The organism is Stenotrophomonas sp. TWI700 (assembly GCF_039673645.1).
GTDB lineage: Bacteria > Pseudomonadota > Gammaproteobacteria > Xanthomonadales > Xanthomonadaceae > Stenotrophomonas > Stenotrophomonas maltophilia_AA.
Genome location: NZ_JBDJMB010000018.1, coordinates 68573 through 76515, shown reverse-complemented (window position 1 = coordinate 76515; position 7943 = coordinate 68573). Strand labels below are relative to the sequence as shown.

The window sequence follows — 7943 nt, the reverse complement described above, 5'->3', positions numbered from 1 at the left end:
GCCTGCACCTGCAGCACTATCGCGGCGACTGATCCAGCCCGGGTGGCGCTGGCGGTTCCGGCACGTGCGGCAGCGCGCGGAACGGCGCCAGCAGTTGCCCCAGATAGCGCCGTGGATAGGCCGGCTGGCTGCCAATCCCCAGGTCGTCCACGCGCATCCGATAGTCGGCATCGAAGGCCGTCCCAAGCAGATGATCCCAGACGGTCAGGAACAACCCGAAGTTGACATCGCCGGCCTTGCCATAGCGCATGTGGTGGAACCGATGCAGTGGGGCCCATGCCATCACCTTGCCCAGCCAGCCCGGCCGCATGTCGACGTTGGAGTGCTGCAGCAGCAACTGGATGGCAATGGCAAAGGCCAGCACCGCCGCGACCGGGTACGGCATGCCCAGCAACAGCAGTGGCAGCACCCCGCCCAGAGCTTCGGCTGTCTGGTGCAACGGGTGCTTCATCAATCCGTTGAACCCATACATGCGGGTCACGCTGTGGTGGACCGCATGCAACCTCCACAACCAGGCCCAGCGATGGCTCGCGTAGTGCACCAGGGTGATGCCCAGGTCCGCGGCGACGATGGCCAGCACCACCTGCGCGACGACACTCCAGTGCGTCGGCCACAGCTGCCACGGCATCCACGCGGCCACCAGCGGAATCGCACCGATCGCCAGCAGGTTCAACCCTTCGTTCACCAGCGCGTGGACGGCATCGCGGCCCGCATCGCCCTGGCCTGCGTTGAAGGCCGGGTCATACGGCCAGCAGCGCTCGGCCAGCCACGACAGGGCGATGGCCAGGACCAACCCCGGCAGCAGCCACACGGCCGACCCCGCTGCATACCCCACCCACCACGTAGCCACCCCCACGAATCCAAGCAGCATTCCCGGCGCATACAACGCCAACCACCATCGCTTCATCGACCTGCTCCATACAAAGGAGCGGCCATGCTCGCGACAACGCCGGTGCCAGGCTTGAACAAACCGCGCATCCCGCCCTGCGTGGATGCTCTCCTGAAGCATTCAGCACCCTCAACCGGTTCGGAATCCGGCGGTCGAATTCGTTAGCATTTTTACTAATTGCGGGTAGGATGGTCGGTCTCAGCCTTTGACACGCGTGCTGCCGATACTCGCCGCCATGCCCTTGTTTCCCGCCCGTTTCCGCCTGCTCCAGCCCTGCCGGGAGGCCCGCTGATGGGCGCCGTGCTGGCCCTGGACCGGCTGCTGGAAACCCGCCGGGTCTGGCGGGGGCAGCCACGTGCGGCCTTCCCGGAGGTGGCCCCGCACCCCACCGGCCACCCGGCGCTGGATGCCCGCCTGCCCGGGGGTGGCTGGCCGCCCTCGGCGTTGTCGGAGGTGCTGCTGGCTTCGCCCGGGGTCGGTGAGCTGGCCCTGGTCTGGCCGACCCTGGCACGGCTGAGCCAGCAGCAGCAGACCGTGGTGCTGATCGCCCCGCCGCACCTGCCGCATGCCCCGGCCTGGGCCCGCGCCGGGCTGGCGCTGGGCCAGGTGCAGGTGGTCCAGGCCAGCCCACGCGATGCGCTGTGGGCCGCCGAACAATGCCTGCGCTCGGCCGCCTGCGCGGCGGTGCTGTGCTGGCCGCAGCAGGCCGATGACCGGGCGCTGCGCCGGCTGCAGGTGGCGGCTGAAACCGGCCAGTGCCTGGGTTTTTCCTTCCGCGATGCCCGGCATGCGCGCAACCCCTCTCCGGCCGCGCTGCGCCTGCAGCTCGACGATGGCCAGGTGCGGGTGCTCAAGTGCCGTGGCGGGTTGGCACCGGCGCAGCCGCTGCCGCTGGCCGTGGCCCATTGAGCCGCCGCCGTGGACTGGGCCTGCCTGCTGCTGCCGCACCTGGCGCTGGACGCTGCCCTGCGCCAGCAACCGGATCCGGCCGCGCCGCTGGTGCTGGTCACCGGTCCGGCGCAGCGGCGCGTGCTGCATGCGGTCAGTCCCTCGGCACGGCAGCTCGGGCTGCGCCGCGGCATGCTGCTCTCGGCCGCGCAGGTGCTCACCCGCGACATGCTCAGCGCGGAGTACGACCCGCGCGCCGAGCAGGCCACCCGCCAGCTGCTGGCGAGCTGGCTGTATGGCATCAGCTCGCAGGTCAGCCTGGATTTCCCGCACGCGCTGGCACTGGAAATCCGAGCCAGCCGCGCCCTGTTCGGTGATTGGCCGAAGGTCGAGCAGCGCCTCACCCGCGGCTTGACCGAGCTGGGCTTCCGGCATCGGCTGGTGGCCGCACCGAATCCGCATGCCGCCAGTGTGCTGGCGCGCGTGCATGGCCGGCTCGGCGTGGATGCGCACCAGCTGGACGCGGCCCTGGCCCAGGTGCCGATCGAACGCAGCGGGTTGCCGGTCGAGGCGGTCACGGTGCTGGCGCGCTCGGGCCTGCGCACGCTCGGCGCCGCGTTCGGCCTGCCACGGGAGAGCCTGGCGCGACGTTTCCCGCCGCAGGTACTGGCGCACCTGGATGCGCTGCGTGGGATCAGCACGCCGCCGCTGCGCTATTTCCAGCCACCGGACCGCTTCGATGCGCGCATCGAGTTCGAGTACGAGGTCGAGTCCACCCAGGCGATGCTGTTCCCGCTGCGGCGGCTGACCACCGACCTGGCCGCCTTCCTGTGCTCGCGCGATGGCGGCGTGCTGCAGTTCGATCTGTGGTTCGAACACGAAAACCACCCGGATACGCGGCTCTCGATCGGCCTGCTCGCGCCCGAGCGCGAACCGGCGATGCTGTTCGAGCTGGCCCGCAACCGTGTCGATCATCTGCAGTTGCCGGCGGGCAGCCGCGGCCTGCGGCTGCAGGCCGAGCAGCTGCCGCCGTTCGTGCCGGCCGCACGCGATCTGTTCGACCCGCGCCCGCAGCAGGCGATGCCGTGGGAGCAGCTGCGCGAACGCCTGCGTGCGCGGCTCGGCGATGACGCCGTGCAGGGGCTGGGGCTGCGCGCCGAGCACCGGCCCGAACGCGCGAGCGGCGATGCCCAGGGCGCCCCGAAGGTCCGGCCACCGGTGCTGCCGCTGCGTCCGGGCTGGCTGCTGGCGCAGCCGCAGGCGCTGCAGGATCCGCACCTGCGCATCCTGTCCGGGCCGGAGCGGATCGAATCGGGCTGGTGGGATGCCGGCGACATCCGCCGCGATTATTACGTCATCGAAACCGGCCAGGGCCAGCGCGGCTGGGCCTATACCGCCGCCGATGCACGCAGCGGACCGTTCATGCTGCACGGCTGGTTCGCATGAGCGCGCCGCCGTTGCCCGGGTATGCCGAGCTGCACTGCCTGTCGGCCTTCAGTTTCCAGCGCGGCGCGTCCATCGCCGAGGAGTTGTTCGCGCGCGCCAAGGGCCAGGGTTACCGTGCGCTGGCGATCACCGATGAGTGCTCGCTGGCCGGCATCGTGCGCGCCTGGCAGGCCGCGCAGAAGCACCAGCTGGCACTGATCACCGGCGCCGAATTCCAGCTGGAGGACGGCCCCAAGCTGGTGCTGCTGTGCACCGACCAGGGCAGCTACGCCGCGCTGTGCCAGCTGATCACCACCTGCCGCCGGCGCGCGCCCAAGGGCGAGTACCGCTGCCTGCGCAGCGACATCGGATCGTTGCATGCCGGCCTGCTGTGCCTGTGGGCCGACGCCACCCCGGGCATCGAGGATGCACAGTGGCTGCAGGCCTGCTTCCCGCAGCGGCTGTGGCTGGCGGTTGAACTGCACCGCGAGGCCGACGACCGCGCGCGCCTGCAGCGCCTGCGCCGTTTCGGCCGCGACCAGGGCATCCCACTGGTGGCCAGCGGCGATGTGCACATGCATGTGCGCCGCCGCCGCGCGCTGCAGGACACCCTCACCGCGATCCGCCACCACTGCACGCTCGGCGACGCCGGCTGGCGCCTGTTCGCCAATGGCGAGCGTCATCTGCGCACCCGCCAGGCCCTGGCCACGCTGTACCCGCCCGAGCTGCTGGCCGAGACACTGCGCATCGCCGAGCGTTGCCACTTCGATCTCAAGCAGCTGCAGTACACCTACCCGCGCGAACTGGTGCCGGCCGGCCACGACCCGGCCAGCTGGCTGCGGGTGCTGGTGGAGGAAGGCATGCGATGGCGTTGGCCAACGGGCGAGACGCCCCGGCAGCGCCACCAGATCGAACACGAGTTGGCGCTGATCCACACCAAGCAGTACGAGTCGTACTTCCTCACCGTGCACGACATCGTGCGCTTCGCGCGCAGCCAGCAGATCCTGTGCCAGGGCCGCGGCTCGGCCGCCAATTCCTCGGTGTGCTACGTGCTGGGCGTGACCGAGATCGACCCCAGCGACATGGACCTGCTGTTCGAGCGCTTCATCTCCGCCGAACGCGACGAGCCGCCGGACATCGACATCGACTTCGAACACGAGCGCCGCGAGGAAGTGCTGCAGTACGTGTTCAACCGCTACGGCCGCGAACGCGCCGCGTTGACCGCGGTGGCGATCAGCTACCGTGGCCGCAGTGCGGTGCGCGACGTGGCGCGGGTGCTGGGCCTGCCGCCGGACCAGGTCAATGAGCTGGCCGCCTGCCTGGACCGCTGGAGCAGCCACGAGCCGCTGCCCGAGGCGCTGCGCGAGCGCGGCTTCGATCCGGAGACCCCGCTGATGCGGCGGGTGGTCGCGCTGACCGCCGAGCTGGTCGACTTCCCGCGCCACCTGTCCCAGCACCCGGGCGGTTTCGTGATCTCCGAACACCCCCTGTCCACCATGGTGCCGGTGGAAAACGCGGCCATGGCCGACCGCACCGTGATCCAGTGGGACAAGGACGACCTGGATGCCACCGGCCTGATGAAGGTCGACTGCCTGGCGCTGGGCATGCTCACCGCCGTGCGCAAATGCCTGGCGATGCTGGAGGCCCATGGCGAACCGCCGATGAGCATGGCGAAGATTCCGCCGGATGATGGCCCCACCTACGACATGATCTGCCGCGCCGACACCCTGGGCGTGTTCCAGATCGAGTCGCGCGCGCAGATGGCGATGCTGCCGCGCATGCAGCCGCGCTGTTTCTACGATCTGGTGATCGAAGTGGCGATCGTGCGCCCGGGCCCGATCCAGGGCGACATGGTCCATCCGTATCTGAATCGACGGAAGAAGCTGAAAGAAGAAGGCATCGAAGAGATCGACTACCCGCCCGCGCTGGAGAAGGTGTTCAAGCGCACGCTGGGCGTACCGTTGTTCCAGGAACAGGTGATGCAGCTGGCGGTCGCCGCCGCCGGTTTCAGCCCCGGCCAGGCCGATGCGCTGCGCCGTTCGATGGCTGCCTGGAAGCGCCACGGCGGGCTGGAGCCGCACCGCGACAAACTGCTCACCGGCATGGCCGCCAACGGCTACAGCCGCGAATACGGTGAGCGCCTGTTCGAGCAGATCAAGGGCTTCGGCAGTTATGGCTTCCCGGAAAGCCACGCGGCCAGCTTCGCGCTGATCACCTATGTCAGCTGCTGGCTCAAGTGCCACCACCCCTCCGCGTTTGCCGCCAGCCTGATCAACAGCCAGCCACTGGGTTTCTACACCCCGGACCAGATCCTGCAGGACGCGCGCCGCCATGGCGTGCCGGTGCTGCCGGTGGACGTGCGCTACAGCGCGTGGGACTGCACCCTGGTCCCACCCACCTCGCCGGGTCGCCCGTTCGGCATCCGCCTGGGCCTGCGCCTGGTCGATGGCTTCAGCGAGGCGGTCGCCACCGGACTGGTACAGGCGCGCCACCGCGCGCCGTTCGACAGCGTCGCCGACCTGAGCCAGCGCGCGCAGCTGGACCGTCGCCACCAGGGCCTGCTGGCCGATGCCGGCGCACTCAAGGGCTTGAGCGGCCATCGCCATCGCGCGCGCTGGGAGGTTTCCGGCGTGGAGAAGCCACTGCCGCTGTTCGAGACCGCGCGCGCCACCGCTGAAACCGCCGTGCCGTTGCCGCTGCCGAGCGCCTTCGAGGACATGCAGGCCGACTACAACAGCACCGGCACCACGCTGGGCCGGCACATGGTGTCCTTCATCCGCAGCCAACTGCGCCAGCGCCGTTGCCACCGTTCCGACGAACTGACCGCACTGCCGCACGGGCGCAGCGTGCGGTTTGCCGGCCTGGTGCGCATGCGCCAGCGCCCACAGACCGCCAGCGGCGTCACCTTCCTCACCCTGGAAGACGAATGCGGCATGGTCAACGCGGTGGTCTGGCGCAAGATCGCCGACCGCCAGCATCGGGTGCTGGTCGAAGCGCAGTTGATGCAGATCGATGGCCGGCTCGAACGCGTGGACGGCGTGCAGCACCTGATCGTCCGCCAGATGCACAACATCGACAGCCTGATCGACGGCGTGCGTACCCACAGTCGCGATTTCCGCTGAGCCATCTCGTGACCCACCTCACACTCTGAATCCAATTCCAGAGTTTTCCGACTGGTGTCGTGAATGGCCTATCCGGTATGGTCGCACCCTTCCAAGGATCCGGAGACGGTATGTCGCGCGCGCTGACCCTCACCACGCTGGTTGTGTCCAGCCTTGCTCTGGCGGTTTCCGGATGGACCGCGCTGCGCCTGCACCAGAGCCAGTCCGATGAGCGTGTCATCACCGCGCGGGGCCTGGTGATCCGCGATGCCAACGGCCAGGCGCGGGTGATCCTCGGCGCGCCGGTCCCCGACCCGCTCACCAAAGGTGTAGCCCAGGGGCCGCGCGCGTCACCGCTGTCGGGCCTGATCCTGCTCGGTGCCGATGGCTCCGAGCGTGGCGGGTACGGCACCGCCGATGTCGGCGACGAGGCGATCCTCACCCTGGACGATGCCACCGGCACCACCGAAGTGTTCAAGGTCACCGCCAACCCGGACCGCGGCGCCACCCTGGTGGTCAAGCACCAGAACAGCACCGGCGCGATGCTGACCTCCTGGCAGGGCAAGCCCGAACTGATCTTCCTCAACAACGACGAACAATCGCACTACGTCAGCCCGCACTCCGCTGCGGCGCCCTGATATCGGCGGGCGGTGATTTTCGTGTAGCGCTATGACAACCTGTCCGTTGTCACGGGACCGCCCTGCCGGCGCGCCGATGCGCCGCAGCCGTCCCCGCTTCCGGAGCCCCCATGCCCATCGCTGCCCCCACCTGGCCCCAGGCCACCACCGTCGACGAGATCCGCCACAACCTGGAGGCGGTGCGCGAACGCATCGTCCGCGCCTGTGCACTGGCCGGGCGCGACCCGGCCGGCGTGCGCCTGCTGCCGGTCAGCAAGACCGTCGATGAAGCCCGCCTGCGCATGGCGTGGGAAGCAGGCTGCCATGAGCTCGGCGAGAACAAGGTGCAGGAAGCCCAGCGCAAAGCCGCGGCCATGGCCGACCTGCCCGGCCTGCGCTGGTCGGTGATCGGCCACCTGCAGACCAACAAGGCACGTGACGTGGCGCGCTTCGCCAGTGAGTTCCAGGCACTGGACAGCCTGCGGGTGGCACAGGCGCTGGATCAGCGGCTGGCACTGGAGCAGCGCACGCTGGACGTTTTCGTGCAGGTCAACACCTCCGGTGAGGACAGCAAGTACGGCCTGGACCTGATCGAGGTCGCCGACTTCGTGCAGCAGCTCCCGGCGTTCCCGAACCTGCGCGTGCGCGGGCTGATGACCCTGGCGCTGTTCTCGTCGGACCCGGAACAGGTACGTCCGTGCTTTACACGGCTGCGCGACCTGCGCGAGCGGCTCCGCCCCACGCTGCCGCCGGGCATCCACCTGGACGAACTGTCGATGGGCATGTCGGGCGATTTCGAGATCGCCATCGAGGAAGGCGCCACTGTCGTGCGCGTCGGTCAGGCCATCTTCGGCGCACGCTCGACCCCGGACAGTGTCTACTGGCCGACCCCGGCATGAGCTGACATCGCCCGGTCATCCATTGCCACGTCCAACTCGGAGGGCCGCGAGGGCCCGAAGGTGCTGGGCCGCGAGGCGATCTTCAGCAACATCCTCTCCTCCCCTCGACCGGAACTGACCAGTC

General features: G+C 69.4%; 6 protein-coding genes. 5 read left to right on the top strand and 1 reads right to left on the bottom strand.

All coding sequences use genetic code 11. The annotated features are described in order from the left end of the window. Positions 1 to 16: 16 nt before the first annotated feature. On the bottom strand, positions 17 to 907 hold the full coding sequence (locus tag ABE473_RS13545) for a sterol desaturase family protein (RefSeq protein ID WP_346489824.1): 891 nt from the start codon (positions 905 to 907) through the stop codon (positions 17 to 19). A 273-nt stretch (positions 908 to 1180) separates the two neighbouring features. Here ABE473_RS13545 and imuA point away from each other — a divergent pair, with 273 nt between their 5' ends. The 5 genes from imuA to ABE473_RS13520 all read left to right on the top strand — a co-directional run bounded on the left by imuA (position 1181) and on the right by ABE473_RS13520 (position 7819). Then, positions 1181 to 1798: a translesion DNA synthesis-associated protein ImuA gene (imuA, locus tag ABE473_RS13540; protein ID WP_179458734.1), complete on the top strand. Its 618-nt coding sequence runs from the start codon at positions 1181 to 1183 to the stop codon at positions 1796 to 1798. Positions 1799 to 1807: 9 nt separating this feature from the next. Continuing rightward, positions 1808 to 3223: a DNA polymerase Y family protein gene (locus ABE473_RS13535; RefSeq protein WP_346489823.1), complete on the top strand. Its 1416-nt coding sequence runs from the start codon at positions 1808 to 1810 to the stop codon at positions 3221 to 3223. After that, positions 3220 to 6324: an error-prone DNA polymerase gene (locus ABE473_RS13530; protein WP_346489822.1), complete on the top strand. Its 3105-nt coding sequence runs from the start codon at positions 3220 to 3222 to the stop codon at positions 6322 to 6324. The genes ABE473_RS13535 and ABE473_RS13530 overlap by 4 nt, the downstream gene beginning before the upstream one ends. Before the next feature lie 110 nt (positions 6325 to 6434). Then, positions 6435 to 6941, top strand: a complete 507-nt coding sequence (locus ABE473_RS13525; RefSeq protein ID WP_179458731.1) for a hypothetical protein — start codon at positions 6435 to 6437, stop codon at positions 6939 to 6941. A 110-nt stretch (positions 6942 to 7051) separates the two neighbouring features. Continuing rightward, on the top strand, positions 7052 to 7819 hold the full coding sequence (locus tag ABE473_RS13520; RefSeq protein ID WP_346489821.1) for a YggS family pyridoxal phosphate-dependent enzyme: 768 nt from the start codon (positions 7052 to 7054) through the stop codon (positions 7817 to 7819). Positions 7820 to 7943: the final 124 nt, after the last annotated feature.